Genomic DNA, 24684 nt, shown 5'->3' with positions numbered 1-24684 from the left:
TCAGGCAAAGCCGGGCTTGAAACCGATTGACCCTGCTCATGCCCGGTTAACCGCCGCTGCCGATGCCACCCTGAGAGCGTTCCGCTCGAAAAACCTAAACCTGCAAACATCGGCAGGACACTTGCTTCACTGCTCGCGGCACCACCAGGTCTCTCGACGTTATGGTGATAACTGCAGGCGATGCCGCGCCTCGGCTATCTCAACCTCGCTTCGGTCCTTCCCGGGCTTCTGGCTCGCCATGTCGTTATTTGCCGCGGTGCCCAACTAGCAGTCCCGCCGGCCGAGCATCGCCGGCAGAGCCGTTTCTGGCTTGGGGCCCTCATCACCAGTCCGTATTTATTCTACCATCGTCGTGACTGTCGCGTGGATCGGCTTGGCTGAAGGCGGCAGGCATTCGACTGCAACCTGAATGCCGCGCATTGCTGTCGTCGAGTGACGCGCTCGAGGGAGAGATCTTCCCGCACCCCAACAAGACGAAAGCAGCCCAAGGCTGCCGTGACTGCGATCAAAGCGGCTTTTGCGCACCGTAACACGACGCCTTTATGGTGGCGCGGGTGGAGAGATGAAACGCGAAGGGCCCGTATCGGTGATACGGGCCCTTCGGAGTGGCTGACATGCTCTTACGTTTGGGCTCAGAACTCTTCCCAGCTTTCGGCTTTGGCGGCGGTGTTGAGGCCGAAAGCTTTTGCGACCTGGCCTACCATGCGCCTTGCCGGGGAGGCCACAGGCTTCTGCCCTGCGTGGATCGGGGTTGGAGCATGGCTGGTGATTCTGCTTTTGGTGCTTGTCGTGGATGGAGCGCTGCGTCCGAGCTGGAACTGGCTGATCAACTGGCGAAGCTTGTCGGACTCGTCTGCTAGCGAGACGCTGGCCGCCGTGGCTTCCTCGACCATCGCCGCGTTTTGCTGGGTAACCTGGTCCATCTGGTTGACGGCCGTGTTGACTTCGGCAAGTCCGATCGACTGTTCCCGCGAGGACGTTGCGATAGCGTCGAGTTGGGTGTTGATCGAAATGACCTGGCCTTCGATGATCTTGAGGGCTTCGCCAGTGGCGGTCACCAGTTTGACGCCGCTTTCGACTTCGGTTGCCGAATTGCGGATCAGACCCTTGATTTCCTTTGCTGCCTGCGCTGAGCGTTGAGCCAGTTCACGCACTTCCTGCGCGACAACAGCAAAACCCTTGCCGGCCTCGCCGGCACGTGCGGCCTCGACGCCTGCATTCAGGGCGAGAAGGTTTGTCTGGAAGGCAATTTCGTCGATGACGCCGATGATGTTTGAGATCTGGGTGGAGGATTGCTCGATCCGCTGCATGGCATCGACAGCATTGGAGACAACCTCTCCGGATTGACGGGCTGACTGGTTGGCCTCGATTGCCACCGAGCGGGCTTCTTCGGCGCGCTTGGAGGAATTCGCGACATTGGTGGTGATCTGGTCGAGGGCTGCTGCAGTTTCTTCAAGGGCCGCAGCCTGCTGCTCGGTCCGCTTGGAAAGATCGTTGGCACTCTGGCTAAGCTCGCGGGAACCGCTGTCGATCGAGCCGGTTGCTTGGCTCACGGACGAAAGTGTCTCGCGGAGGCGTTCGACCGTGTTGTTGAAGTCCGACCGCAAGCCTTCGAAGGCAGCCGCAAACGGTTCGTTGAGCTGGAAGGTGAGGTCGCCGCTGGAGAGATGCTGCAAGCCTTCGCCAAGACCGGACGTAGCCTGAGCCATCTCGCTCGCACGCCTCTGGTCCGCCTCTGCAGTGCGGGCACGTTCGGCTTCGCTTGTGTTACGGACAGTGGCTGCTTCCTGCTCCAGCTGGAGGCTGCGCAGACCGTTGTCCTTGAAGACCTGAACGGCCTTAGCCATCGTTCCGACTTCGTCACGGCGCTCGGTACCGGCAACGTTCGCAGACAGATCGCCACCGGCGAGCGTCCCCATCGTCTCGGCGAGGCCCCGGATCGGCATCACAAGCCACGAACGGATTGCAAAGAAGCCAATCGTAAGGACAACCAGAAGTCCGCCGACAACACCGACGATGGTGAGAACTGCCGTGTGATTGGACGACACGGTGAGGTCGTCGCTGTTCTGGCTGCTTGCAGCAGAGATCGTGTCCACCATTTGCGTGAAACGCGGCAACAAGGTTGCGAAACCTGGCTGGCATTCCTTCAGGAATACTTCCTGGCTTGCCGAAATATCGTCCGCCGTCGTCGATTTCTTGGCGAGAGCAACCGTGTTGCCGCAGGTGTTATCGATCAACGCCAGGCTATCCGCCTTGAGGGACGGCGCGTCCTTGTATGAAGGCAGGGCTGCGATCGCCAGATCCATGTATTTGATAAAATTATCATGTTGGGTCTGGAATTCCTTCGAAGCCTTCGCGTTGGCTTCATCCGACCGGGCTATCAGCAAGTCGCCGATTGCAGCGCGTGAGCCCTGCAGGGCTCTGTTTGCGCGAGCGGAGTACAGCGCAGCAATTGTCTCGTGATCCAGAAGATTACTGTAGGCCGTATCGGTTGCCTTGATCTGGAAGGCAGCATAACTCGCCACCCCGATGGCAAAGACGCCAAACAACGCCATGATGGACAGGAATTTTCCAATAATCGAGATATTTTTCATGATAACGACCCGTCGCTTGCGCCATAATTCGTAAAATTATTTAAGAACCTTCTAGATGACTAAAATGAAGAATAATTTTATTTTAACTTACGAACATACAGGGTCGATTAACCTTAAAGTCTCTGCTGTGTCCTTGATAAGCCGTCAAGGACGAAACCTCAGGCCGTGAAGACGATACTTTCTGTTTACTGCCGGAGCGGGTCTTTGATCACAGGAATGCGAGGCTGCAAAGCCGGCGGCGACGGGCAAGAAAGCAAGGCTGATATCGTCATCGTAGTTCGATATGTTCAACTGCTTTTTGAGAAGAAGAGCAGACATGTGACGCTGCCTTTTTGATGCCGAGAGATGAACGCTAAAGCGGTAGGGATGGCGTTGGGCCGTTTTATTTTCGAGCGATTGCCCCAATCAAAAGAAGCGTGCCGATCCTAAAATTTTTATATTTGCCTTACGAAATAACTCCGGACTTGGAGGTGAGCCAGGATCATTGGTGCTTGTTTAACTCTTGGATGGCAGAGTCCGGATATATGAGCGGTTGTTTAATGGGCCTATTCTAAAAATATAAATGCTTATTAAAGCGGCAAAAGATTAGTAGAAAGGCAGTCATTTTGAGCCGCAATTCATAGCTGATCTCAGTGATAAATTTGGTTCTGCTGGGCGCGGGAAAAACTATTGTGCTGCAACTATCTTTTTTCGTGTGATTTTGAGCCAAAACAACCATTGGAATTAACTACTTTTATAAAATAGCATTATCGAGAAAGTGGCTTCCAATTAAAAATTTTCATCCAAAAATACGCCTAAATTAGTAAAATTTCATTTTTTATGGCGGTTTATGCGACGCATATTCTAATGCGGTATTTTAGTAAAAATCGCTATAATTTTTAATCGATAATTTCCTGTTGAAGGATCGATTATTCTGGTCAATCATTTGTTAACACAAACAACTTGTTAACATATGAGGCGGCGTAATGAGTAAGATTGCGACATTTTTTCTATGGATGCTGAGTGCATTGTTTGCTGCATTCCTTATTACCCAGCCGTTGGGTAACTCGGTGCAGCTTTTTCTTTCTGTGAGCATCATTGTTGTTCTCTTGGTCATCAGCCTTTTGAAGCTGGATGGGATCTGGCGCCACATTTTCTTGGCTTTGGGTTCAATCGTCATTTTGAGGTACGCATACTGGCGTACGACAAGTACACTTCCCTCCATAGATGATCTGTACTCTTTCTTTCCGGCAATTATACTTTATCTCGCCGAGATGTACTGCGTCGTTATGCTCGCTATCAGCCTCTTTGTTATTTCTGATCCATTGGAGCGCGAAGATGCGCCACGGCTGAGCGACGAGGATGCCCCGAGCGTCGACGTCTTCGTGCCCTCCTACAACGAGAGCAGCGATATCCTGGCGCTGACGCTCTCGGCTGCAAAAGCCATGTATTATCCGCAGGACAAGCTGAAGGTTTTCCTGCTTGACGATGGTGGCACTGAACAGAAGCGGTTTTCCGACAATGCCGATGTCGCCGAGGCTGCGAAAGTCAGAGCCGCCATGCTCAAGGATCTCTGTGCCGATCTCGGCGTGACCTACATGACGCGCGCTGAAAACGTCCATGCCAAGGCCGGCAACCTGAACGCCGGACTAATGAACACCCATGGCGAACTGATCGTCGTCTTCGACGCCGATCATGCGCCGGAACGTAATTTCCTGCTCGAGACCGTTGGCTATTTCGCCAAAGACGAGAACCTGTTCCTGGTGCAGACGCCGCACTTCTTCTCGAACCCCGATCCGGTCGAGCACAATCTCAATACCTTCAAGACGATGCCTTCCGAGAACGAGATGTTCTACGGAAAGATCCAGAAGGGCCTCGATCGCTGGAATGCCTCGTTTTTCTGCGGTTCGGCGGCGGTTCTTCGTCGCGAAGCCCTGGAAGAAGTCGGCGGCTTCTCCGGTATCACCATCACGGAAGACTGCGAGACCGCGCTCGAATTGCATTCGCGTGGTTGGAACAGCGTCTATGTGGACAAGCCGCTGGTGTCCGGCCTCCAGCCCGAAACCTTCTCCAGCTTTATTGGACAGCGCACCCGGTGGTGCAGTGGCATGGTCCAGATCCTGCTGCTGAAGAACCCGCTGCTGAAAAGCGGACTGAGCTTCGCCCAGCGCATCTGCTACCTGTCCAGTGCCCTCTTCTGGTTCTTTCCCTTTGTCCGCGCAGTCTTCGTCATCGCACCGCTGCTCTTCATTCTGCTCAACATGAAGATCTTCGTTGCCTCATCCGAGGACTTCATCGCCCACACGATCACCTATCTCATCGTCAGCGAACTGATTCGCAATTATCTCTACGGCAGCGTTCGCTGGCCCTGGATTTCCGAACTCTATGAATATCTGCAGTCGGTCTATCTTTTCCGTGCCATCGTCGGCGTCGTGCTCCATCCGCGCAGGCCAACCTTCAACGTGACGGCAAAGGGCCAGAACACGACGGGCGAGCGCCTTTCCGAACTTTCGCTGCCCTATTTCGTGATCTTCGCCATCCTCGCCGGTACGCTCGCCTTCTCCGCCTATCGCTACAATACCGAGCCTGAAATCGGCAATCTGCTGCTGATCGTCGGCGCGTGGAACCTGCTCAATCTCATCATTGCCGGTGCTGCGCTTGGCGTCATCACCGAACGTCGCAACGATGTTTCCGGCATCGAACTGCCGTCCAAGGTCAACGTCGAACTGACCTTTGCCCAGGCCACCATCCACGGCGTTGTCAACAAGGCCTCGTCTGCCGGCGCCACTGTCACCTTGCCGAAGGGCGTCGCCCAGGCCATGCGCAAGGGCGACTACGGCAGGCTTTCGGTGGTCAAGCCAAGTTCAGGCATGATCGTCATATCCATGCCGATCACCGTCGCCGCCCAGCCGGCGCTCGACCAGCAGGTTCTGACGCTGAAATTCGATCCGGAACCGCACCACTACCCGGTCATCGCAGAATTGATCCTCAGCGATCTCAGCGATGTACGTGCGAACCGGTCGAGCAGACAAAAACGACGCAACATCATCGTCGCAACGGCCGTGCTGATGCGCTGGGCAGTGACCAGCCCGATCAAGGCTCTCGGATGGGCGATGGTCGGCGGTTCGGCAGGGGCCCGTCGCCAGCCGTCGCAGGACAAAGCTCCCGCCAACAACAACGTGGCCAAATCTTTCGTCGAAACAAACCTCAAGGAAGGTGCGAAATGAACTCCCTCGCTCGTTACAAGCTCGCCCTTGCCGGCGCTGCGTTCGCCGTGGTTTGCGACGCCTCGCTCGCCCATTCGCAACAGGCTTTTTCGCTGGGCACCGCACCTGCCGCCCATTCCTCGGACAAGATGTCCGTTGAAACCGACGACCGTAACCTTCGCCGCATTGGCGCCGACCGCCGCGGGATGTTCTTCAACGGGGAAAGCACCAGCAACGAATATCCGTTCTATGCGCTTCCCTCGGAAATCGCAGGCTCTGCGAAACTTGTTCTCTGGATGCAGACGGCAATTTCCGCTGCGCCGGAAAACTCCTCCATGCGCGTTTTCGTCAACGACCAGGATGTCGGTTCCATCAAGCTGCAGTCAGGCGCACCGTATCGCGTCGAGATGAAGGTGCCGAACGGCGTCATCCAGCCAGGCTACAATGCCGTCTCCATCCTTGTGGACCAGAAGCACCGCGTCGATTGCTCGATCGATGCAACTTACGAATTGTGGACGCAGATCGATCCAGAGCGCAGCGGATTTGTATTTTCCGAAGGCGGCAGGCTGATGGGCGACACGATGCCGGATCTGATCGCCCGCGGCGGCATGATCGATGGTCGCACCGCCATCCAGGGCTCGATCGCCCCCGGCGCAACCGGTACCGACTACAATCGCACCATCACGGCGATCGAAGCCTTGACGATCATCGGCAATTTCGACCGTCCTGCGGTATCGATCGGCCAGCAGGCGGCGGATGACCGCAGCATCGGCGTCGTCGTCGGAACCCGGGGCACCGTTGCCGAAATTCTCGGCCAGCAGGCAGATTCAATCCTCAAGGACGGTATCAACGTGCTGCCGGCCGGACACGGCAAGGGTCAGACCCTCGTGGTCACGGGCCGGACCGCAGCCGATGTCGATGCATCGCTTGAAATCCTCAAGGCCGAGGCGGAAAAGGGTCAGTCGGACGGGACCCCACAGGGGCTGAGGGCGCTGGCCAACAGCAAGGGTCGCCTGCTTTCGCCGGGCTCGACAGTGCCCTTGCGTAACCTCGGCCTGATTGCCGAACCATTTTCGGGCCGTCTCTACAAGCAGCAGATCAACTTTTCGATGCCGTCGGATTTCTATCCCGGCGACTATGGCTCCCTCGTCCTGCACCTGAGCGCACAGTATGCCGCAAATCTTTCGCGCGATGCGGAACTGATCGTCCGGGCAAACGACGAGACGGTCGCCGATATCAATCTCGGTTCCAGTCGCAGCGGCCTGATCGACGACCAGCGTCTTCCGGTGCCGCTCAGCAAGCTTCGTCCCGGCGAGAACACCATCCAGTTCGAAGCCCGGCTTCCCGTTCCTGCCGACGTGACCTGCGACCCCGTCGGCAAGGGGGGAGAAGACCGTCCGCGCCTGCTGGTGCTCGGCAAGAGCTTCCTCGAGGTTCCGCAATTCGCCCGCGTCGGCCGCTATCCGGATATTGCCGCCCTGGTCTCCGGCAGTGCCTTCGACGAGCGGGTGGGCAGTGCGCCGATCGCGCTTTATGTACCGAACCTCAACTCGACCGCGCTCAGTGCCGCCGCTTCGTTCATGGCCAAGATGGCTTATTCGTCCGGCCACATACTGCCGGTCAACGTCACCGCCACGGTACCGGATCTTCATCAGCCGAATGTCATGGCGTTCGGGACGTTCAGCCAGCTTCCTTCCGATGTTGTGACGCCGACGGGCCTCGATCTTTCGACCCGCATTACAAGCCCGGGACCGGCCATCAATGCGCCGACGCAAGAGGTCGCGTCTGCTCTTTCGTTCCGCGATACCAAAGACACAGCGCCGGCCACAGGCACCGATGGCGACGTCACCGGGCAAATGCTGGGATATGTCGGTCAGATCAAGACTGTCCTGACAGATCGCGTCGGGGCGCAGATCGACAAGCTGCGCCATGAAGTCTCGGCCATGGGCCAGCCGGAAGAAGTCCGCTACCAGCCCAAGGCGGAAACCGCCTTGCTGATTGCACAGAAAGACATGAAGGGCGCTGCCGGCGTCTGGACTGTTGTCGCATCGCCATCCGAACAGGGGCTGACGGCAACCGTCGATGCCATCATGGACCGGTCGACCTGGACCCGGCTGAATGGATCCGTGCAGGCATTTTCGACGACCGGACAGGTCATCGACGAGATCGCGCCGAGCAAGGTTGCGCTGTTTCAGACCCAGCCTGCGAATGCGGGTAATCTGCGGCTGATCGTTGCCGGCTGGTTTTCCCACCACGTACTGGAATACACGCTTGCACAGATCATCGCCGCACTTCTCCTCGGTGCCTCGACATTCCTGCTGCTGAAGCTGGGGCGTCCGAAATGGTAAAGGCAAAACTGCTGGTCAGGTCCCTGTTGATTGTCGGGACCCTGGCCGGCTCGGCGGGCATCAGTCACGGACAGGACGAAGGGCTGATCGCGGACGACCTGGTTACGGGATCGTGGCTTCTCTACCGGAGCGACTACATCACGCCTGAAGGCCGTGTGATCGATACCCGAGCCGGCGGGGTAAGCCACAGCGAAGGGCAGGGATACGGCATGTTGATTGCCGCATCCACGGGCGATCGCCGCATGTTCGATCGCATGTGGAACTGGACAAAGGCCAATCTCTATGTCCGGGGCGACGGATTGGCGGCCTGGCGATGGGATCCCAATGCGACCCCACGGGTCACGGACGGCAACAACGCTACGGACGGAGACCTGCTGATCGGCTGGGCGCTGGCCCGCGCTGCACAGAAATGGCAGGACGCAGCCTATGCCCGGGACGCCAAGGCAGTGGCCGAGGCCATCTCCAGCCGGCTGGTTATTGAGACGAGCTTTGGCAAGGCGCTTCTGCCGGGATCGAAGGGCTTCGGCGCCAACGAACAGCCGGATGGGCCTGTCGTCAATCTTTCCTACTGGGTCTACCCGGCCATCAAGGAGCTTGGCGATCTCTCGGCGGGGTTCCCAGCAACCCAGCTGATCGCGACCGGCCTGTCACTCACCAGGATGGCGCGTTTCGGTCCCGCCGAGTTGCCATCCGACTGGATATCGCTGAAGGGGCGGACACCTCAACCGGCAGCAGGCTACGCCGCGCAATTCGGCCAGGATGCCATCCGGGTGCCGATGTATGTGGCCTGGTTCTCGAGGGACTACCCCGACATTCTCGAGAAATTCAATGCTGCGTTTGAGCAGCGTAGCGGTGGCAAGCCTGCCGTCATCGACCTTGACACGGCGGATCCTGTCGCCGTGTTGCCCGATCCTGGATATCGCGCTGTCGTCGACCTCGTCGCTTGCAGCCTCGGCGCTGAGAAGACGGCCGTACATGCCGCCGCTTTTCAGCCGACCGATTACTATCCATCGACCTTGCATCTCCTCAGTCTCATCGCACTTGCAGAAAGGTATCCAAGATGTCTGCCCGATCTTCAATGACAACAGTCCTGCTTTGCAGTTGCGCATTCTTGCTGCTTCCGAACTTCGCTCACGTCTCGACCACAAGCGCCGAGGACCTCGGGGCTGGCTGGGTCAACAGCGTCGTCCCAGCGGCACAAAGCGCAACTGTAGTGATGCCGGATGCCGTTTCCAACACGGTTACGCCGGCTCCGGCGACGAAGCCAATCGTACAACCCGTCATCCTGCCTGATGCAAAACCGCAGCAGTCGCAGGCGGTTATCGTCAATGTCGAGCCGGGTCAAAATCCGTTTACGCCAGCCTCCGGCGCTGCATCGCCAGCGGCTGCCCCGGTGGTCAGGACGCCCGTGCCGCAGCAGTTTCCTGTCGGTAGCCCATCGGTCGCCGGTACTCCAAAAGACGTGACCGTTTCCGGACCCCAGCCCGGATCCTCGGAGATCAAGGTCGATGACACGGCGCTGCGCTACTATGCCAAGACCCGCGACCTGAAGCGGCTCGGCGCAGAGCTACGCCGGCTGAAAGGGCTTTACCCAACCTGGGAGGCGTCCGAAGACCTCTTCAGTGCACAAACGACGACCGTCAACGAACAGCCTTTGTGGGATATGTACGGAGCCGGCAATTTCACCGGCATGCGAGCCGAAATTGCGCGCCTGGCCGGCAGCAATCCGGAATGGAAGCCGTCTAACGACCTGATGACCAAGCTGGCGATCGGCGAAACGCGCAAGCTGATCGACCGCATCTACCAGCAGGGCAACTGGGCCCAGGTCGTCGCCACGGCGCAGCAGCAGCCGCAGCTGCTGGCGTGCAGCGAAATGAACACGATGTGGCAGGTTGGCGAGGCGCTCGCAAAAACCGGCGACATGGCCCGTTCCTTCGACCTCTACAAGTATATCCTGACCGAGTGCGACGGAGCACCGGAACGGCTGGCCACCATGCAGAAGGCAAGCGCTCTCCTGCCGCCTGCGGGCGCCAACTCGCTGATGGCGTTCGCACGCATCGGGCCTGACGGGACATCCGAGTTTGCCAACTTCACCTTCGACAATCTACGCAAGGAAATGGGATTGTTTGCCAGCGGCGATCATCTGGCGCAGAGCCCGACGGAAAGCGAGCTTCAGGCTTTCGGCGCTTATGTCCAGTCTGCAAAATCCGCGGCCGATGCGGGCCTGTTCGGATGGTATTATTACAGCCAGCAGCAGTGGCAGGCAGCCAATGCCTGGTTTGTTGCCGGCACGCGTTACGGCCCCGACATGAAAAATGTCGAAGGCGTCATCCTGACCTTGCGAAACCTGGACAAGGTTCAGGATGCATTGGCCCTGGCATCGCGCTTTGCGGACAAGTCGGACGACATACGCAAGGAATATATCGAGATCGTTGCGGGTGAACTGACCGACAAGGATTCCAAGCTGCAACTCAATGAAAAGGACATTGCGACCTTCAAGGACCATGTCTTCGCCGCCAAGTCTGCCCTTGGCGCGCAGGCGCTCGGTTGGAAACTGCTGAAAGACAAGGGCACGAAGGAAGCACAACCGCTTTTCGCGCAGTCTGTCGAGTGGGAGCCGACGGAGGGGGGTGTCATCGGCGAGGCGGTTCTTGCGAGCAGAAGCAAGGATTTCACCAAGGTTGCCGCACTCAAGCGCGAATATGCAGATCGCTTTCCGGGCTTGAACGACTTCAAAACCTTCGTGCCCAAGAAGCCAAAACGCGTCGTCAGAACCGTTTCGGCAAAGCCTACACCACAAAAGCGCGTCGTCGGTTCGAAGAACTGGCCGTTCTGAGCGGCCACTTCGCGTCGAAGCAGGTTGGAAGCGATGAATACCTCCGCGCTCAGGGCGCCGGATAGAGGGCGGAGGTACGGCCTGTGAGATAGTAGCCGGCAAGGCCGATCCACTCGCGTCCGGCAATGCCGAGGAGCTCGCTGTTGAGCGATGGCTGGGTTGCGTCGAGCCCCAGTGTGTCTTTGCCGCCCGAGCGATAGTCCACCGGCCAGGGGACGACCGGGATGTCGAGTTTGCGGAAAATCCCCATTGCGCGCGGCATGTGGAAGCCGGAGGTGATCAGCAGGCAATTGCTGAGACCGTTGCTGGCCAGCAGCGCCCTGGTGTTGACGGCGTTTTCGTAGGTTGTCCGCGAGCTGCGGTCCTCGATGAGGCGGGCTTTGTCGATGCCGAAGGCTGTAAACATCCGCTCGCCTATGATCGCATCGCCTTCGAGATGGCCGGTGATGGTGCCGTCGCCGCCGGAGATCAGAACGCGCGAGCGGGGATATTTCATCGCCAACCGGAGCGCCTCGACGAATCGATCGCCGGCTGCATTGAGATCGTAGCCGCCTCGACCGGTGGTGACCTCGGTAGCAAATCCGCCGCCGAGGACGATCATGCATTCGAGTGTGGCGGGATCGGCGACGGGGCGGGGGAAGCGGTCTTCAAGGGTCTCGATCAGTACCGAGCCGGCCGAGGTGAACAGCGTGACGAAAAGGATCGATACCGACAGCGCGGAGGAGACGATGCCCAGTCGATGGCGCCGGAGGAGTGCTGCAAGCAGCGCCAAGAGGCCGAAAAAGAAGGCGAGCGACAGAGGCTGGCACAGGATCCAGACGAGTTTGGAAATCACGAACATGCAGGCACTCCGGCAGCGACGCGCCTTCCTAACAGATTTTACTGTGTGAAAAAGCCCTGTTAGGGCGCCCGTCCCGCAGCCAGGGCCTGGCGGGCGACGCGCTGCCGATAGCGGTGCTGCAGGGCAGGAGGGATGATGAGTGTCACAAAGGCGGCGATAAGCGCCATGACAGCCACGAACAACAGGGCCTTGGCTGCAAATTGATGCACCAGCAACGCGCCGACGACGGCGCCGGCCAGCATTCCGATCCAGGGGACGATCTGTATCGTCCACGCGAAATCCCTGTCGCCGACCATCAGGCGGCCGATGCCGCGACCGAAACGCGACAGCGCACCGGTGACATAGGTCAGGCCGATCGGCAGCCCCTCGACATGTTCGACCGTCGCATTGATCATGCCCATCGCCAGCACCACGAGATAGAATTGCGTCACGACGTTGGACGGGGATGCGAAGGTGGAGGCGAGCGACAAGAGGACGCTGACCCACCCGAGAACGACGAAGGCCGGCCGGCTGGCGGCATGGGCGAGCACGACGCCGAGCGCGTTACCGCCGACGAAAATCAGGATTGCCGCCAGAAGCACGAGACCATGCCGGGTTTGGCCATTGCCTAGAGCGATGGCCGCCCTGGTTGTATTGCCGGTCATGAACGAGACGAAGTCGCCGCTCAGCACAAGGCCGACGGCATCCGTCATACCGGCGATGAAGGAAATCAGGCCGACGAGCGCAAGGCCCGTCGTCTTCCGGCGTATCTTGATCAGGCGGCGTCGATAGAGGGTCATGGCGTTTCTGCGGCTACGGATGGTGCATGCTATTCCGGCCATGGTTGGGAGGCCAGAAGAAATTGCGGACGCGGCGCTGAGAACTGGGGATCGCCGGTCAGTCCTCGACGTGCACGTCTATGCGTTTGCCCGTTGTGCCATGGCCGTAGATATCGACCTTGATATGGACATCGCCGGCAATGATCCGTTCGGCCGCGTCGCCTTCGATCTCGCCATCGGCCAGCATCGCCTCCATGAGCTGGCGATTGGCGGGGCTGGCGAAAAAGGTATCGGTTTCGTCGTCCGCGTCCATCAGATGAAAGTGGTGATAATTGGCCCGATCCTGGCGGATAATCTGCCACGGCTCGGAGAGGCGGTCACCGTTCGAATTGATGATGTCGACGGCGCTGATAAAGGCCCGGTAGCTCTCGATGAGCTGGCCGCGGTCGGTCGAGATGGAAGACTGCGCGCCGACCGGCAGCGTCAGCACGGTCGAGAACAACAGCGTTGCGGCAAAGAGCTTCATGATTTCCCCCTCGAAAGACCATGCGTAATGCATATGCAACCGGAAAGCCATCGACGGTATGCGCCTCTCTCCCTTGAGCCGGACGAAGGCGCGTGATGCGGAGTTTGCCTTGAGGGGTTTAGCTGTAAAGTGAGGCCGCCACCTTCGACCTTGCGGTGTGCAGGCGACGGCCTCGGGCCCGACCAAAGGCCTATAGGGATACGACCATCGCGCTAAATTAGTTTCAGCCGTTTAACGGTTTTGCTGTTTCCGCGTCAGGATACCTGCAGACGTCAATCCTGGCCGCGACCGCGAAAGGCTTTCGGTGTTTCGTTTGCCTCATGGCAGCGGGCGAGCGTCTCGAGCCATTCTCCGAGAGCCGCGGGTACCTCGACGGCGCCAACCTCCAGCGCTTCGACCCAGGACAGGTCGCATTGCAGGGCACTTGCCAGGTTGATGGGTGTCCAGCGGATATGCAGCAGACACTCGTTGAAGCGGGCAGGCGTCATCAGTCGGTCCTCCGTGAGGTTGTTGATAGCGATTCGGTCATGGATGCCCCGGCCCGACCCGCAGACCTATCGATAACCGATCCGTGCGGCATGAGCATGGATTATTCATGTCGCAGTTTAGCCGAGGTGCCGTAGACGACAGTCAAGCATGCAGGCGCAGCAATGACATAAAAGCTTCGTATTATCTTTAATCTCTTGTTGGATTCGACGGCTAGGCTGCGGAAAGGTGCAGTAAAAGAATAGCATCGGGGAAAGAATGGCAATTCTCGGACGTATTCGTAAAATAATGCGCCATGCGGTTGCCTGTTTTCTAGTTGGTCTCCTGTTTTTCGGCGGACATCTCGCCTTGCTGCAGGCAACGGGAAATTTCCATACGGTGATCCCCGGCCAGTTGTACCGCTCCGCGCAGCCCTCGGGTGCGCAACTTGAGAGCTATGTTCACCAGTACGGCATAAAGACGATCGTCAATCTTCGCGGTAGCAACGACCAGCCATGGTACCGGGAGGAGACGGCCGTCGCCCGGCGTCTCGGGGTGCAGCATATCGATTTCGGCATGTCGGCGACGAAAATCCTGAGAGTGGACAAGGCCGTTGCCCTGATCGACATCATGAAGACAGCCTCAAGGCCGATCCTGGTGCATTGCATGTCCGGCGCCGACAGAACCGGCCTGTTTTCGCTGATCTACAGCTACGAGGTCGCGGGTGTTCCCGAGGATGTTGCGGAATGGCAGTTGTCCGTGCTGTTCGGACATATCGGCGTTCCATATCTGTCAGCCAGCTTCGCCATGGACCGCAGCTGGAAGGATCTCGAGCATCATCTGGACGTCAGGGAAGGCGGCTGAATTCACATGCTGCTGGACGTTTTGCCGTCTGGTTGTAACATTGGATTGCTAATAAGGTCGGCAGCAGCAATCTCCAGCGGTTTACTCTATGTTTTCTCACATTCTCCGGTTGGCGACCGGTCGTGGCGTGCCTTCTGACTATGCCGACCGGACGGTCGATCGTGCCGCCGGGAATGACGTTGCTCTACCGGCGGATTGGACCGTAGCGCACGCAGCGCCGTTCTCGATTCCGTCTTTATCGGTCTATTCCGCCCTTCTTGTCATGGTCGCACTTACCTTGTGGCGGATCGTGACCCTTTCATTCGATACGACGGATCTATTCGTCGACGAGGCACAGTACTGGCTGTGGTCGCAGAGCCTCGACTTCGGCTATTATTCGAAGCCGCCGATGATCGCCTGGATCCTCAGAGCGATGTTGGAGATTTCCGGCTCGAGTAGCATCTTCTGGATCAGGATCTGCGGGCCGCTGCTGCATCTCGCAACCGGGCTGGCGCTGATGCAGGTCGCATTGCGGCTGTTCGACAGGGAGATCGCTGTCTGGGCCGGCGTCACCTACATCACACTGCCGGGTGTGGCGCTGTCGTCGGTGTTCTTCTCGACGGATGTGCCGCTGCTGTTTTTCCTCGCGGTCGCTCTTGCGGCCTACGTGGTGCTGACCGGCAGGCGATCCGTGACGATTGCCGTTGCGCTTGGCCTTGCCGTTGCAGGCGCCTTCCTGTCGAAATACGCGATCCTGTTTCTGTTGCCGGGTGGCCTGATCGCAATTGCGTGCGTCCCAAAGGCGCGCATCGCGTGGCGCGACGCCTGGATCGCTGTGGCTGTGGCCAGTGCCGGCTGCCTGCCAAACATCTGGTGGAACCTCGAAAACCGGATGGTCACCGTCAAGCATACCGAGAATATTGCCCACTGGGGACGGCTCAATCCGCACCTGTCGGGCGGGCTGGAATTTTTCGGTGCCCAGTTCGGCGTGGTTGGACCGATCGTGTTTGCGGCGATCCTCATCGCCGGCTACCGGGTGCTGAGGCGGGGAGGCGAGTGGCGCGAGCAGATGCTGGTCTGGCTGTCCCTGCCGATCATAGCACTGATCTCCCTGCAGGCGACCCTTGCCAAGGCCTATGCCAACTGGGCGGCCACGGCCTATGTCGCCGGCACGCTGCTCGCCGTCTGGACCCTGCGGCGCGTCTGGCCGCAGGGCCTCAAATGGTCGTTGCTGCTGAACGGGACGGTATCCTGCCTGGTGGCAACGGCGCCAGTGTTTGCCATACCCGTCAGCGAGAGCGGTGCTTCTATTGTGCTGGATCGCTATCTCGGCCGCAGCAAGGTCAGCAACGATGCTGCCGCACTCGCCCGAACGCTTGGACTAAGGGATATCGTCAGCGACGACAGGGATATTCTTGCCGACATGTTCTATACGTTGCGGGCGCGGGGATATAGCATCTACGCCAGCGGCGACCCTGATGCGCCGCAGAGTTATTACGATCAGAAGTTCCCGGTGCCGAAGTCCCTGCACGGTTCCGTGCTCTTCGTATCCACTCATCCGAACGCTTGTCCGACCGGACCCCAGGCGCCGGCGGCGACCTGGCAACCGCAGACGGGCAACTATCGCGGCAAGACGATCTATGCCTACAGGCTGGATGCGTCCTGTCTGGCCACCGGTGGCGGCCTGTAGGCCGACAAAAGGGGCGATGTGCCCTCGGGTGGCAGTCGCATCGGCTATATCATCCAGTTTCCCCGTACTTCATTGGAAGTTAACACAAATTGGCGATTCTGCATCTTATGGCTGCATGATGCTCCCTTTTTCTAAAACTATTGATTTTTCGGTTCGATACCTGGGGGTTGTATGTCGTCGATCAAGACGAACCTGTCTGCGATGGCGGCTTTGCGGACGCTGGGGAGCGTTACGCAACAGCTGACCTCAACGGAGAAGCGTGTCTCCTCCGGTTTGAAAGTCGCTTCCGCATCCGACAATGCCACCTATTGGTCCGTTGCCACCACCATGCGTTCGGACCGGGGTGCGACGTCTGCCGTGGCCGATGCGCTCGGCGTGGCATCTGCCACCGTCGACACTGCCTATGCCGGGATGACGTCGGTGCTCGATACGCTTTCCGCATTCAAGGCAAAGCTCGTGACGGCCAAGGAAGGCAGCGTTGACAAGAGCAAAGTCCAGGATGAACTCGATCAGTTGAAGCAGCAGGTCGCAAGCGTCGCCACCAGCGCCAGCTTCAACGGCGTCAACATGCTGAGCTATAGCCAGGCGGCAAACCTTAAAACCACCAATTCGGTAACGACATCGGTTCCGGCAGCCTTCGTTCGTTCCGCCGACGGCACGGTGTCCATCAGCGATAGCGACATCGACATGACGAAGACCATCCTCTTCAACACAGGTGGCGGCGGGTTGCTGCAAAGCGACAGCGACGCGCTGGGCCTTGCCACCCTTGGCAGCTTTTCCGGCGGCAGCATCGGCGCGGTGGCCGGCCATCAGGACTTCAATTTCACCGGCGCGCAAACATTCGGCGCCAGCGATGCCGTTTCCTTCGACCTCACGCTCGATGCCAGCGACGCGTCTGCCGGCAACAGCTACTCGATCACGATCGATAGAAGTGTCGTCACGGCTGCCCTTGGCGCTGTGGCAAACGGCAAGATCGCGACCGGACAGGACATGGCGGCGGTGCTCAACAAGGCATTCCAGCTGGCCGGCGCACCGGCCTCCTCTGGGGGCGGAACCACGAGCTTTGAAATCGCCACACGGCATGCAACGGGCCTTGCGGGCTCCAGCGTGTCCACCAGCAATCTGGTATCCACTCTCAGTGGAGGGTCGGGCCTGGGCCTGGAGAGTGCGCCAACGGCGTCTGTGCAAAATGTTTATCCGCAGGTCGATTTCAGTTTCGGAAGTCGCTTTGCAGTTCCGGAAGGCCAGTCGTTCTCTTTCAGTTTCGCAATAGACGGCAGTTCGCAGCAGACCATCAGCGTCGACCGCGCCACCGTCGATGCAGCGCTCGGCACGTCTGCCAACGGGATCGTTTCTACGGCAGACGACATGGCGGCTGTGCTTGGTGCTGCCGGCCAGCAGAAGGGACTTCTGGCAACCGCGAGCGGCGGGTCGGTGACGCTGTCAGGCGACAAGGCCCGGTATCCGACGGCCGGTGTCGGCATGACTGTGTCTGCGCCACAGAAGCACACCGCCGGTGCAATCGACTTCAATTTCACCGATATCGACATCACCACCGCCGGGGCCGATGTCGACTATTATATCAGCGGCCTCGATGCGATGCAGAACAGGGTGACGGCCGCCGCTGCACTGCTCGGTTCGCTGCAATCGTCGATCGGCGTCCAGTCCGATTTCGAAAACTCATTGATGGACAGTATCGACCGGGGCGTTGGTCGGCTTGTCGATGCGGATATGGAAACCGAATCATCCAAACTGGCGGCACAGCAAACCCAGCAGCAGTTGGCCGTGCAGTCGCTGTCCATAGCCAATCAGGCACCGCAGAGACTGCTGTCGCTTTTCCGCGGCTGATGCACATACAGCCGACGCGGCAGAACAGCCCATTCCGCGAATATGCAGGATCAAGCAAACGTGAAGCCATATGCCGGCTATCGGGCGCCAACCAGCGCGCGAAATGCTCATTCGTCAGCTTCGGCTCATTTTAGCATGGCATTCGAGTGTCTCGCCTCTGCCCCACACAGGCGAAAAAAAGCGCAAGAGCCGTATCTCTTCGCTCGAGGCTGACGACACCCCCCGGATTCGTCAGCCTCTTCTTTGTTCTGCTCCGAGTGAGCTCATGCCGGCCAAGTCGAGCACCATGTCTGGATCGCCTAGCGCGGGACAAGGTCCTCAAGATGCGGCAGCAGGACGACGCTTTCTTTCTCATTCGGATCGGTTCGGGCTATGACAACCGTCGCTGCCGTATCGCTCAGATTGGCGGGCAGATGCGGGACGCCTGCGGGGATGTAAAACATCTCGCCCTGTCGCACCACAACATGCTGTTCCAACTGTTCGCCAAACCAGCACTGCGTCTCGCCGGAAAGTGCGTAGATCGCCGTCTCGTGCTCGGCGTGCAGATGTGCCTTGGCCCGTCCGCTCGCCGGAATAGTCAGCAGATGCATGCAGATCCGGGTCGAGCCGACCGTCTCGGCGGCAATCCCTTCAAAATACTCCAATCCCTGCTTGCCGGCATAGGTGGTTTCCGGTCGGACAACGCGGCATGTGGGCTTAGACAAAGCATTCATTCGACGTCGCTCCCTAGTGTTTAAGTTCTGGGTGCCGATGGGCCTCTGATCTTTTCAATCCAACCGGCGAGCTACACTTCAGCCGGAGCCGGACATCGTAAATACCGTGCGGCAAGTGCTTTCGTCCAGCGGATATGCCTCGTCGAATTCAGAGAAGGGAACGGGCTTGAACGCGACCTGGAACCTGCCTCCAGCCGCTGCTTTCAAGACTTCGCCGAGGACGTGCAGGAAGCGCTTGGGGGGCACGCTGCCGATCCCGCTGCCCATCAGGTCGATTGCGGACGACCGCAGGATCGATGCGGAAAGATCGATATCCGAACCCGCGATTGAACCGACCTGGACAAACCGCATTGGCGCCGGGCTGGTTTCCGCCTTTGTAGACAGAATCGCTTCCGCGCTCTTCCCCCAGAGGTAGTCGATAACGACGTCCACGCCGGAGCGAAGCTCCTGTCTCAGGCTCTCCTTTAATGCTTCCTGATCACCGCTGAGTGGAATGATGACATCGGCACCGAGCGCTTCCAGTTCGCGCAGGCTGTCCTTGTTTCCACGGCCTGTGGCGATGACCTTTCGGGCGCCGAGATGCTTGGCGATCTGGATCGCCAGCCGCCCGGATGTCCCGGCTGCGCCGTTGACCAGCACCGTTTCGCCGGGTTGCAATCTTGCGCGTTCGCTGTAGGCCGCCCATGACGACATGCCCGGATTGGCGATTGCTGCAGCGGTCAAGTCATCAAGATCATCGGCAAGCGGGATGCATTGATTGGCGGCAATGACGGCCACATCAGCCATCGCGCCGACAGGGGGACGCGGCAGCACGAAATAGACACGTTGCCCGTCATCCAAAGTCCCCACACCGTCAATGCCCACGCCGAAGGGAAACTGGCCGACAGCACTGTAGTGATGCCCGGATGCCCGGCTCTTGGTAACCTGGCTGACGGCCGAGGCAGTGACTTTGACGCGGACTTCGCCTGCGGAGGCAACGGGTTCCGGAATGTCTGTCAGGATGGGCGGTTGCCCGGAAGCTGTAACGATCGCGGCTTTCATAGATTTTGTCCTTTGATTGTGCCGGGGCTATCTCGGCCGGATAAGCACTGAGGGCCGCGGCCCAACGCCGAGTGCGGCGCCCGGGGGGCTTCCCGATTTCGGCGTCGCTGAAGACGCCGGGTCATTTTCCCACGAGATAGCGCGCATTGGTGAACCCTGTTTAGCGCAGGCGGCAAAACGATTTGTCATCGGCACTCAATTGCGTGTATTATGCATGTATCAGAGGGATTGCTACGATGTCAAATAAAAACGTGCATAATACACTTAATGGAAAAGTTCTCCGCGAACTCCACGGCGCGCTGCTCGATATTGTCAGCGTGATGAACCGTCCTCAGCGGGACGAGGCCATGGTCAAAAAGGCAGGAATCTCGCTTGATCGCGCTCTTTTCCCACTGCTCGTCATGATCGAGAGGCTGGGACCCATAGGTGTCATCGAATTGGCCGACCGGGTAGGACGGGACTACACCACCGTCAGTCGCCAGGTTGCCAAGCTTGAGAGCCTCGGGCTGGCCGACCGCAAGGAGAACCCTTCCGACCGCCGATCGAGACAAGCCACGATCACCGCTGCCGGCAAGGCAATGACCGACCAAGTCGACCTGGCCCGGGAGAAAATTGGCCGGGCAATCTTCAGCACATGGGCAGAAGAGGACGTCGCCAATCTCGTACGCCTGATGCGACAACTGGCAGATGCGATGAATGCCGAATTCGAGGATTGATCAGGCGAGATCCGGTCCGCCTGCGATGATCGCGGTTGGCGGAATGATGAAATTGCGATGTTGTGAATGATTTGTTCTTGGGAAAATTTGGTGGAGCTAAGCGGGATCGAACCGCTGACCTCTTGCATGCCATGCAAGCGCTCTCCCAGCTGAGCTATAGCCCCATCGAAATGGTCCGGTCTGGCCGGCCTGGGTCCCCGTGGAGCGCTTCGCTCGTTGGGGTGGCGGCTTATTACGTCTGGTAAATTCAGATAGCAAGCCGAAAAATCAGGGCCCGCGCACTTTTCTTTGCGCGGGCCGGAGCGGGTCGATCAGACCTCGTCGTCATCGCCCGTAACGCCGATGATGTCGCTCATATCGTCGTCATCGTCGTCTTCGTCGGGCGCCAGGAATGTGTCGTCGTCATCGTCGTCGCCGTCGATCTCGACGTCGTCGTCACCGATATCCGGGATGTCGTCGCCAGCCGCGGCTTCGTCGGCTTCTTCCAGCGAAACCAGTTCGACTTCTGGGTTTTCAACGTCGACTTCCGCGACCTCTTCCTCTTCCGGAACTTCCTTCACGGCAGCTGCGGTTTCCTCGAAGAAGGACAGGGGCCAAGACTTGCCACTGTAGGGAGAAACCACTGGGTCCCGGTTCAGGTCGTAGAATTTCTTGCCGGAGTCCGGGTCGGTCCGCTTCGTTCCAAGTTCCGCTTTCGCCACTGTCATAGCCTCGTGAATGGCCGAAGAGATATTCGGCAGTGCCGTGCAAGCCGGCGTTTCATAGGGAAATTATTAGCCGGTCCCCATAGTCGTTATGGCCGTTTCTGTCAAAGCCTAACTTCGCCAAAGGCCTTTCCGGGCTCATCGGAATGCCCGCAAAGGCTTGAAATTTGCTCTTATCGAGCGGTCGCGATCCTTCATAAAACCTTGGTTGATGACTGGTCGGCAACGGCCAAACCGTGATAAATCGCGCCACGTTTGCCGCGTCGTCCCGCACGGCCGGATACACACTTCGCCAAGGGTTGCCATGTACCAGCCGCCGCATTTCCGGGAAGACCGCATCGATATCCAGCACGGGCTGATCCGCGCCCATCCGCTCGGGTTGCTGATCTCCTCGGGCGCCGATGGTCCGGTTGCCAATCCCATACCGTTTCATCTCGATCCGTCCTTTGGGAGCAAGGGCCGGCTGCAGGCGCATGTGGCGCGCGCCAACGGCCAGTGGCGGGAGATCCGTGACGGCGCACCGGTGCTGGTCGTCTTCCAGGGGCCGCATGCCTACATCACCCCGTCCTGGTACCGCACCAAGCTGGAAACCGGCAAGGTCGTGCCGACCTGGAATTACGCCATCGTGCAGGTGCGCGGTCCGGCACGGGTCATAGAGGATGGCGCCTGGATCCGCGCCCAGGTCGAGGCATTGACCCGCGACCAGGAAGGACCGCGTGCAGAGCCCTGGGCGGTCGGCGATGCGCCCGACACTTATATTGCGTCCCAGATCAAGGGCATCGTCGGCATCGAGATCGATATCGCCGAGATCGACGGCAAGTGGAAAGTCAGCCAGAACCGTTCTGAAGCCGACCGCAATGGCGTCGCGCAAGGGTTGATGGCCGAGCCGGACGTTGCGAACGACGCGGAGGCCATGGCCGCCATGGTAAACGAACGCGGCAAGCCGTGAGCAATCTTAGACAGCAGGAGCAAGGCATGATCATCGCCATCGACGGGCCGGCCGCTGCCGGCAAGGGAACGCTGTCGCGCCGGATTGCCGAGACCTATGGCTTCCACCATCTCGACACGGGCCTGACCTACCGCGCGACGGCGAAGGCGTTGCTCGATGCCGGCCAGCCTCTGGACGACGAGGCGGTGGCCGCAGCCGTGGCGGCAGGGCTCGACCTCAACGCGCTCGACCGGTCGGTCCTGTCGCGCCACGAGATCGGCGAGGCGGCCTCGAAGGTTGCCGTCATGCCGACGGTGCGCCGGGCGCTGGTGGAAGCGCAGCGGCAGTTTTCGCGGATGTTGCCGGGCACCGTGATTGACGGCCGCGATATCGGTACCGTCGTCTGTCCGGACGCGCCGGTGAAATTCTACGTGACGGCATCGGCCGACATCCGCGCCCGTCGGCGGTTTGACGAGATCGTCGCGAATGGCGTCACAGCGGATTACGAGGCGATTTTCGAGGACGTGAAGCGCCGCGACGAGCGCGACATGGGAAGGGCCGACAGCCCTTTGCGTCCCGCTGCAGACGCGCACTTGCTTGATACGTCGGAAATGAGTATAGAGGCGGCGTTTCAGGCGGCTAAAACCATCATCGATGCTGCCCTGAACCGACATGCCTGAATTAAAGTCGGCGTCACGTGGTTGCCACGGGGCGCTTTTGCATCAAGCAAAGCCTGGGTTTCCGTCCCCGCGCCGGATTGTCCTCTTCGAGAGGGCGGACTGGATCCAGGTTCATCAGAACAACCCACCGGCGCCCAGTGTCCGAGACCATCCGGGACACGCCAGGAGATTTTATGTCTGTAGCTGCCACCTCGCATGAGGATTTTGCCTCCCTGCTCGAAGAGTCTTTTGCCAAGAACGATCTGGCTGAAGGCTACGTTACCAAGGGTATCGTCACCGCCATCGAAAAAGATGTTGCGGTTGTCGACGTCGGCCTCAAGGTCGAAGGACGCATCGCGCTCAAGGAATTCGGCGCCCGCTCCAAGGGTAGCGAACTGAAAGTCGGCGACGAAGTCGAAGTTTACGTCGAACGCATCGAAAATGCGCTGGGCGAAGCTGTTCTGTCGCGCGAAAAGGCTCGCCGCGAAGAGAGCTGGGTCAAGCTCGAAGCCAAGTTCGAAGCCGGAGAGCGCGTCGAAGGCGTGATCTTCAACCAGGTCAAGGGCGGCTTCACCGTCGATCTCGACGGTGCCATCGCCTTCCTGCCACGTTCGCAGGTAGACATCCGCCCGATCCGCGACGTCACGCCGCTGATGCACAACCCGCAGCCCTTCGAAATCCTCAAGATGGACAAGCGTCGCGGCAACATCGTTGTCTCGCGTCGTACCGTTCTCGAAGAATCCCGCGCTGAACAGCGTTCGGAAATCGTCCAGAACCTCGAAGAAGGCCAGGTTGTCGACGGCGTCGTCAAGAACATCACCGATTACGGTGCGTTCGTCGACCTCGGCGGTATCGATGGTCTGCTGCACGTGACCGACATGGCATGGCGCCGCGTCAACCATCCGTCGGAAATCCTGTCTATTGGCCAGCAGGTCAAGGTTCAGATCATCCGCATCAACCAGGAAACTCATCGTATCTCGCTCGGCATGAAGCAGCTCGAGTCGGATCCTTGGGATGGCATCCAAGCCAAGTATCCTGAAGGCAAGAAGATCTCCGGCACCGTCACGAACATCACCGACTACGGTGCATTCGTCGAACTGGAACCCGGCATCGAAGGCCTGATCCACATCTCGGAAATGTCCTGGACCAAGAAGAACGTACACCCCGGCAAGATCCTGTCGACGACGCAGGAAGTCGAAGTGGTCGTTCTCGAAGTCGACCCGACCAAGCGCCGTATCTCGCTTGGCCTCAAGCAGACCCTCGAAAACCCATGGCAGGCTTTTGCCCATAACCACCCGGCTGGCACCGAAGTCGAAGGCGAAGTCAAGAACAAGACCGAATTCGGCCTGTTCATCGGCCTCGACGGCGACGTCGATGGCATGGTGCACCTCTCCGACCTCGACTGGAACCGTCCAGGCGAACAGGTCATCGAAGAGTACAACAAGGGTGACATGGTCAAGGCCGTGGTTCTCGACGTCGACATCGAGAAGGAGCGTATCTCGCTCGGCATCAAGCAGCTCGGCAAGGACGCCGTTGGCGACGCAGCTACCTCGGGCGAACTCCGCAAGAATGCGGTTGTCTCGTGCGAAGTGACTGCAGTCAACGAAGGCGGCATTGAAGTGAAGCTCGTCGAGCACGAAGACGTTTCTTCGTTCATCCGTCGCGCCGACCTGTCGCGGGATCGTGACGAGCAGCGTCCTGAGCGTTTCTCGGTCGGTCAGATCGTCGACGCCCGCGTCACCAACTTCTCCAAGAAGGACCGCAAGATCATGCTGTCCATCAAGGCGCTCGAAATCGCTGAAGAGAAGGAAGCCGTCGCACAGTTCGGTTCGTCCGACTCCGGCGCTTCGCTCGGCGACATCCTCGGCGCGGCTCTGAAGAACCGCGGCGAATAATTCTCGCAAGTCTTGCTGAATTAAGAAACCCGCCGGAGCGATCCGGCGGGTTTTTTGTGTCCGGCGTATAAGCCGGATTTGTCGGAGCCTGTCG

The 24684-nt window shown here is 59.1% G+C and carries 19 protein-coding genes and 1 tRNA gene; 11 read left to right on the top strand and 9 right to left on the bottom strand.

Annotated elements, in window-relative coordinates; genetic code table 11:
- Positions 1–632: 632 nt before the first annotated feature.
- Positions 633–2594 carry a methyl-accepting chemotaxis protein gene (locus tag PR018_RS13510; RefSeq protein ID WP_142831551.1) on the bottom strand — a complete coding sequence of 654 codons (1962 nt, stop codon included), beginning with the start codon at positions 2592–2594 and terminating at the stop codon, positions 633–635.
- 965 nt (positions 2595–3559) lie between these two features.
- Between PR018_RS13510 and bcsA the strand changes: the two genes are divergently transcribed.
- The 4 genes from bcsA to PR018_RS13490 are packed head-to-tail and all read left to right on the top strand — an operon-like array spanning position 3560 to position 10963.
- Positions 3560–5800 carry a UDP-forming cellulose synthase catalytic subunit gene (gene bcsA / locus PR018_RS13505; protein ID WP_142831550.1) on the top strand — a complete coding sequence of 747 codons (2241 nt, stop codon included), beginning with the start codon at positions 3560–3562 and terminating at the stop codon, positions 5798–5800.
- On the top strand, positions 5797–8127 hold the full coding sequence (locus tag PR018_RS13500) for a cellulose biosynthesis cyclic di-GMP-binding regulatory protein BcsB (RefSeq protein ID WP_161990997.1): 2331 nt from the start codon (positions 5797–5799) through the stop codon (positions 8125–8127). The genes bcsA and PR018_RS13500 overlap by 4 nt, the downstream gene beginning before the upstream one ends.
- A complete protein-coding gene (locus PR018_RS13495) occupies positions 8121–9209 on the top strand; it encodes a family 8 glycosyl hydrolase (RefSeq protein WP_142831548.1) in 1089 nt (362 codons plus the stop codon). The genes PR018_RS13500 and PR018_RS13495 overlap by 7 nt, the downstream gene beginning before the upstream one ends.
- A gap of 29 nt (positions 9210–9238) precedes the next feature.
- Positions 9239–10963: a hypothetical protein gene (locus tag PR018_RS13490; RefSeq protein WP_143123266.1), complete on the top strand. Its 1725-nt coding sequence runs from the start codon at positions 9239–9241 to the stop codon at positions 10961–10963.
- 49 nt (positions 10964–11012) lie between these two features.
- Here the strand turns inward: PR018_RS13490 and PR018_RS13485 are convergent, their stop codons facing one another.
- The 4 genes from PR018_RS13485 to PR018_RS13470 all read right to left on the bottom strand — a co-directional run bounded on the left by PR018_RS13485 (position 11013) and on the right by PR018_RS13470 (position 13576).
- Positions 11013–11804 (bottom strand): YdcF family protein, encoded by a 792-nt coding sequence (locus PR018_RS13485; protein WP_142831546.1) that lies wholly within the window; start codon positions 11802–11804, stop codon positions 11013–11015.
- Between the two features lie 59 nt (positions 11805–11863).
- Entirely contained in the window at positions 11864–12583 is a 720-nt protein-coding gene (locus tag PR018_RS13480) for a YoaK family protein (protein WP_142831545.1), read from the bottom strand.
- A 97-nt stretch (positions 12584–12680) separates the two neighbouring features.
- On the bottom strand, positions 12681–13088 hold the full coding sequence (locus PR018_RS13475; RefSeq protein ID WP_142831544.1) for a hypothetical protein: 408 nt from the start codon (positions 13086–13088) through the stop codon (positions 12681–12683).
- A gap of 272 nt (positions 13089–13360) precedes the next feature.
- A complete protein-coding gene (locus PR018_RS13470) occupies positions 13361–13576 on the bottom strand; it encodes a hypothetical protein (protein ID WP_142831543.1) in 216 nt (71 codons plus the stop codon).
- Between the two features lie 256 nt (positions 13577–13832).
- Here PR018_RS13470 and PR018_RS13465 point away from each other — a divergent pair, with 256 nt between their 5' ends.
- The 3 genes from PR018_RS13465 to PR018_RS13455 all read left to right on the top strand — a co-directional run bounded on the left by PR018_RS13465 (position 13833) and on the right by PR018_RS13455 (position 17934).
- Complete coding sequence (locus tag PR018_RS13465) at positions 13833–14417, top strand: dual specificity protein phosphatase family protein (RefSeq protein ID WP_142831542.1); 585 nt, start codon at positions 13833–13835, stop codon at positions 14415–14417.
- Between the two features lie 262 nt (positions 14418–14679).
- Positions 14680–16086, top strand: a complete 1407-nt coding sequence (locus tag PR018_RS13460; protein WP_142831568.1) for an ArnT family glycosyltransferase — start codon at positions 14680–14682, stop codon at positions 16084–16086.
- A 171-nt stretch (positions 16087–16257) separates the two neighbouring features.
- Positions 16258–17934: a flagellin N-terminal helical domain-containing protein gene (locus tag PR018_RS13455; RefSeq protein ID WP_142831541.1), complete on the top strand. Its 1677-nt coding sequence runs from the start codon at positions 16258–16260 to the stop codon at positions 17932–17934.
- Positions 17935–18233: 299 nt separating this feature from the next.
- On the opposite strand, the gene PR018_RS13450 is transcribed toward PR018_RS13455, so the two are convergent.
- Complete coding sequence (locus PR018_RS13450; RefSeq protein WP_142831540.1) at positions 18234–18647, bottom strand: cupin domain-containing protein; 414 nt, start codon at positions 18645–18647, stop codon at positions 18234–18236.
- A 78-nt stretch (positions 18648–18725) separates the two neighbouring features.
- Entirely contained in the window at positions 18726–19688 is a 963-nt protein-coding gene (locus PR018_RS13445) for a quinone oxidoreductase family protein (protein WP_142831539.1), read from the bottom strand.
- 236 nt (positions 19689–19924) lie between these two features.
- Between PR018_RS13445 and PR018_RS13440 the strand changes: the two genes are divergently transcribed.
- Positions 19925–20404 (top strand): MarR family winged helix-turn-helix transcriptional regulator, encoded by a 480-nt coding sequence (locus PR018_RS13440; protein ID WP_142831567.1) that lies wholly within the window; start codon positions 19925–19927, stop codon positions 20402–20404.
- Positions 20405–20492: 88 nt separating this feature from the next.
- Here the strand turns inward: PR018_RS13440 and PR018_RS13435 are convergent.
- A tRNA-Ala gene (locus tag PR018_RS13435) sits at positions 20493–20568 on the bottom strand.
- 147 nt (positions 20569–20715) lie between these two features.
- Entirely contained in the window at positions 20716–21105 is a 390-nt protein-coding gene (locus PR018_RS13430; RefSeq protein WP_142831538.1) for a TIGR02300 family protein, read from the bottom strand.
- A 307-nt stretch (positions 21106–21412) separates the two neighbouring features.
- Between PR018_RS13430 and PR018_RS13425 the strand changes: the two genes are divergently transcribed.
- The 3 genes from PR018_RS13425 to rpsA all read left to right on the top strand — a co-directional run bounded on the left by PR018_RS13425 (position 21413) and on the right by rpsA (position 24590).
- Positions 21413–22057, top strand: coding sequence for an FMN-binding negative transcriptional regulator (locus PR018_RS13425; RefSeq protein WP_142831537.1), 645 nt, complete (start codon positions 21413–21415; stop codon positions 22055–22057).
- A gap of 26 nt (positions 22058–22083) precedes the next feature.
- Positions 22084–22716 carry a (d)CMP kinase gene (cmk, locus tag PR018_RS13420; RefSeq protein ID WP_142831536.1) on the top strand — a complete coding sequence of 211 codons (633 nt, stop codon included), beginning with the start codon at positions 22084–22086 and terminating at the stop codon, positions 22714–22716.
- Positions 22717–22889: 173 nt separating this feature from the next.
- Positions 22890–24590, top strand: coding sequence for a 30S ribosomal protein S1 (rpsA, locus tag PR018_RS13415; protein ID WP_142831535.1), 1701 nt, complete (start codon positions 22890–22892; stop codon positions 24588–24590).
- Positions 24591–24684: the final 94 nt, after the last annotated feature.

Origin of the sequence: Rhizobium rhododendri (assembly GCF_007000325.2) — a bacterium.
Taxonomy (GTDB): domain Bacteria; phylum Pseudomonadota; class Alphaproteobacteria; order Rhizobiales; family Rhizobiaceae; genus Rhizobium; species Rhizobium rhododendri.
Note: the sequence above shows the minus strand (reverse complement) of the source record. Positions and strands in the feature narration are given on the sequence as shown.

What these genes read in the sequence shown, in the direction of transcription:
- PR018_RS13445 (WP_142831539.1), bottom strand. Translation starts at nt 19,688, where the DNA reads ATGAAAGCCGCGATCGTTACAGCTTCCGGGCAACCGCCCATCCTGACA.
- PR018_RS13495 (WP_142831548.1), top strand. Translation starts at nt 8,121, where the DNA reads ATGGTAAAGGCAAAACTGCTGGTCAGGTCCCTGTTGATTGTCGGGACC.
- PR018_RS13500 (WP_161990997.1), top strand. Translation starts at nt 5,797, where the DNA reads ATGAACTCCCTCGCTCGTTACAAGCTCGCCCTTGCCGGCGCTGCGTTC.
- PR018_RS13510 (WP_142831551.1), bottom strand. Translation starts at nt 2,594, where the DNA reads ATGAAAAATATCTCGATTATTGGAAAATTCCTGTCCATCATGGCGTTG.
- PR018_RS13475 (WP_142831544.1), bottom strand. Translation starts at nt 13,088, where the DNA reads ATGAAGCTCTTTGCCGCAACGCTGTTGTTCTCGACCGTGCTGACGCTG.
- PR018_RS13480 (WP_142831545.1), bottom strand. Translation starts at nt 12,583, where the DNA reads ATGACCCTCTATCGACGCCGCCTGATCAAGATACGCCGGAAGACGACG.
- bcsA (WP_142831550.1), top strand. Translation starts at nt 3,560, where the DNA reads ATGAGTAAGATTGCGACATTTTTTCTATGGATGCTGAGTGCATTGTTT.
- PR018_RS13470 (WP_142831543.1), bottom strand. Translation starts at nt 13,576, where the DNA reads ATGACGCCTGCCCGCTTCAACGAGTGTCTGCTGCATATCCGCTGGACA.
- PR018_RS13455 (WP_142831541.1), top strand. Translation starts at nt 16,258, where the DNA reads ATGTCGTCGATCAAGACGAACCTGTCTGCGATGGCGGCTTTGCGGACG.
- cmk (WP_142831536.1), top strand. Translation starts at nt 22,084, where the DNA reads ATGATCATCGCCATCGACGGGCCGGCCGCTGCCGGCAAGGGAACGCTG.
- PR018_RS13465 (WP_142831542.1), top strand. Translation starts at nt 13,833, where the DNA reads ATGGCAATTCTCGGACGTATTCGTAAAATAATGCGCCATGCGGTTGCC.
- PR018_RS13485 (WP_142831546.1), bottom strand. Translation starts at nt 11,804, where the DNA reads ATGTTCGTGATTTCCAAACTCGTCTGGATCCTGTGCCAGCCTCTGTCG.
- PR018_RS13460 (WP_142831568.1), top strand. Translation starts at nt 14,680, where the DNA reads ATGGTCGCACTTACCTTGTGGCGGATCGTGACCCTTTCATTCGATACG.
- PR018_RS13450 (WP_142831540.1), bottom strand. Translation starts at nt 18,647, where the DNA reads ATGAATGCTTTGTCTAAGCCCACATGCCGCGTTGTCCGACCGGAAACC.
- rpsA (WP_142831535.1), top strand. Translation starts at nt 22,890, where the DNA reads ATGTCTGTAGCTGCCACCTCGCATGAGGATTTTGCCTCCCTGCTCGAA.
- PR018_RS13440 (WP_142831567.1), top strand. Translation starts at nt 19,925, where the DNA reads ATGTCAAATAAAAACGTGCATAATACACTTAATGGAAAAGTTCTCCGC.
- PR018_RS13425 (WP_142831537.1), top strand. Translation starts at nt 21,413, where the DNA reads ATGTACCAGCCGCCGCATTTCCGGGAAGACCGCATCGATATCCAGCAC.